At 65.8% G+C, this 2,141-nt stretch carries 2 protein-coding genes; both read left to right on the top strand.

What is annotated here, in order from left to right; genetic code table 11:
• A partial coding sequence (locus G1E_RS23135; protein WP_047150140.1) for a TldD/PmbA family protein occupies positions 1-796 on the top strand: 796 nt, incomplete at its 5' end.
• Positions 793-2,112, top strand: coding sequence for a TldD/PmbA family protein (locus G1E_RS23130; RefSeq protein WP_009681362.1), 1,320 nt, complete (start codon positions 793-795; stop codon positions 2,110-2,112). The genes G1E_RS23135 and G1E_RS23130, both read left to right, overlap by 4 nt.
• Positions 2,113-2,141 lie beyond the last annotated feature (29 nt).

The raw sequence follows: 2,141 nt of genomic DNA, 5'->3' as shown, positions 1-2,141 counted from the left end.
CGCCGACGAGGCCCTGCAGTTGCTGCTGGCCCCTAATACGCCCAGTGGCCCGCGCGACCTGCTGTTGATGCCCGACCAGATGATGCTGCAGATTCACGAATCGATCGGCCACCCGCTGGAGATGGACCGCATCCTCGGCGACGAGCGTAACTACGCGGGCACCAGCTTCGTCAAAGCCAGTGACTTCGGCTACCTGCAGTACGGTTCCAGCCTGCTGAACGTGACTTTCGACCCGACCATCGGCGAAGAGCTGGCCAGCTACAGCTTCGATGATGACGGCACTCCGGCCAGCAAGCAGTTCCTGATCCGCGACGGCCTGCTGCTGCGCCCGCTGGGCGGCGCGCTATCGCAGTTCCGCTCCGGCCTGGACGGTGTGGCCAACAGCCGCGCCTGTGGCTGGAACCGCGCGCCGATCGACCGCATGGCCAACCTCAACATCGAGCCGGGCGAGCACTCCCTCGAACAACTGATCGCGGGCATCGAGCACGGCATCCTGATGCGGACCAACCGGTCCTGGTCCATCGACGACGCGCGCAACAAGTTCCAGTTCGGCTGCGAATGGGGCCAACTGATCGAGAACGGCGAGCTCAAGGGCATCGTCAAGAACCCCAACTACCGGGGCATCTCCGCACAGTTCTGGCGCAACCTGGCAGCGGTCGGCGACCGCAGCACCTTCCAGGTACTGGGCACGCCCAACTGCGGCAAGGGCGAACCCAACCAGGTGGTGCGCGTGGGCCACGCCTCGCCGGCCTGCGTGTTCCGCCAGATCGACGTATTCGGAGGCGACGCCTTATGAAACACGCTTTTGAAACCCTGGCCGGGGAGGTGCGCGCCGCCCTGGAAAGTGGCGAGCAGTTTACCCTTGGCTACAGCGCCGAGCAGTCCCAGTTCGTGCGCTTCAACCACGCCAAGGTGCGCCAGGCCGGGCATGTCAGCCAGGCCAGCGCGCAGCTGCGGCTGATCCGCGACGGTCGCCAGGCCGAACAGCAGGTGACCTTGAGTGGCGATGCGCAACTAGACCGCCAACGCTTGGCGGATGCCCTGGCGCAACTGCGCCAGACCCTGCCACTGCTGGCCGTCGACCCTTACCTGCGCCTGGACGAAAGCGCCTGGCACAGCCACAGCCAGCAACAGCAGCCACTACCTGAACTCAGCGATGTGCTGGTGTTGCTCGACCGCGAAGCGGGTGACCTGGACCTGGTCGGCATTTATGCCGCGGGCCCGGTCTGCCGGGGCTTCGCCAGCTCGTTCGGTGCCTTCGGCTGGCACCAGGCCAACAGCTTCAACTTCGACTGGAGCCTGTTCCACGAAAATGGCCAGGCGGTGAAGGCCAACTACGCCGGCCAGGTGTGGAACCCCGACGACTTCACCGCGCGCCTGCGCCAGGCGCGGGAGCAGTTGGGCTTCCTCGGGCGCCCGGCGGTCACCCTCGAACCCGGCAGCTACCGTGCCTACCTGGCCCCGGCGGCGATGGACGAAATCGCCGGCATGCTGTGCTGGGGCGGTTTTTCCGCCCAAGCGCTGGCCACCGGCAATAGCGCCTTGCAGCGCCTGTACAACGGCGATGCACGGCTGAGCCCGCTGGTGAGTTTCACCGAGCAGGTCAGCGGCTCGCTGAGCCCGGCGTTTTCCGACGAAGGCTCACCGCGCCTGGATGTGCCGCTGATCCAGCAAGGCCGGGCGGCGCAACGGCTAATCAGCGCGCGCAGCGCCGCCGAATTCAAGCTGCTGGCCAACGGCGCCGACAGTTACGAGTCGCCCTGCGCACTCAGCCTGGCACCGGGTGGCCTGCCCATGGACGAGGTCTTGCAGCGGCTGGGCACTGGGCTGTACATCAGCAACCTGTGGTACCTCAACTACTCGGACTTGCCAGCAGCGCGCATGACCGGGCTGACCCGGTTCGCCACCTTCTGGGTAGAGAACGGGCAGATCCAGGGGCCGGTGAGCACCATGCGCTTCGATGACAGCCTGTACAGTTTGCTCGGTAGCCAACTGGAGGACCTGACCCAGGAGCGCGAGATGATCCTGTCGACCAGCACCTATGGACAGCGCAGCACCGGGTCGAGTCATTTGCCGGGTGCGCTGGTCAAAGGCCTGACCCTGACATTGTGATTGGAGTTGCCGGCCCTTTCGCGGCTAAA

This window comes from Pseudomonas sp. TJI-51, from assembly GCF_000190455.2.
In the GTDB taxonomy this organism is placed as follows: domain Bacteria; phylum Pseudomonadota; class Gammaproteobacteria; order Pseudomonadales; family Pseudomonadaceae; genus Aquipseudomonas; species Aquipseudomonas juntendi.
This window is presented reverse-complemented; position numbering and strand designations above follow the sequence as displayed.

What these genes read in the sequence shown, in the direction of transcription:
- G1E_RS23130 (WP_009681362.1), top strand. Translation starts at nt 793, where the DNA reads ATGAAACACGCTTTTGAAACCCTGGCCGGGGAGGTGCGCGCCGCCCTG.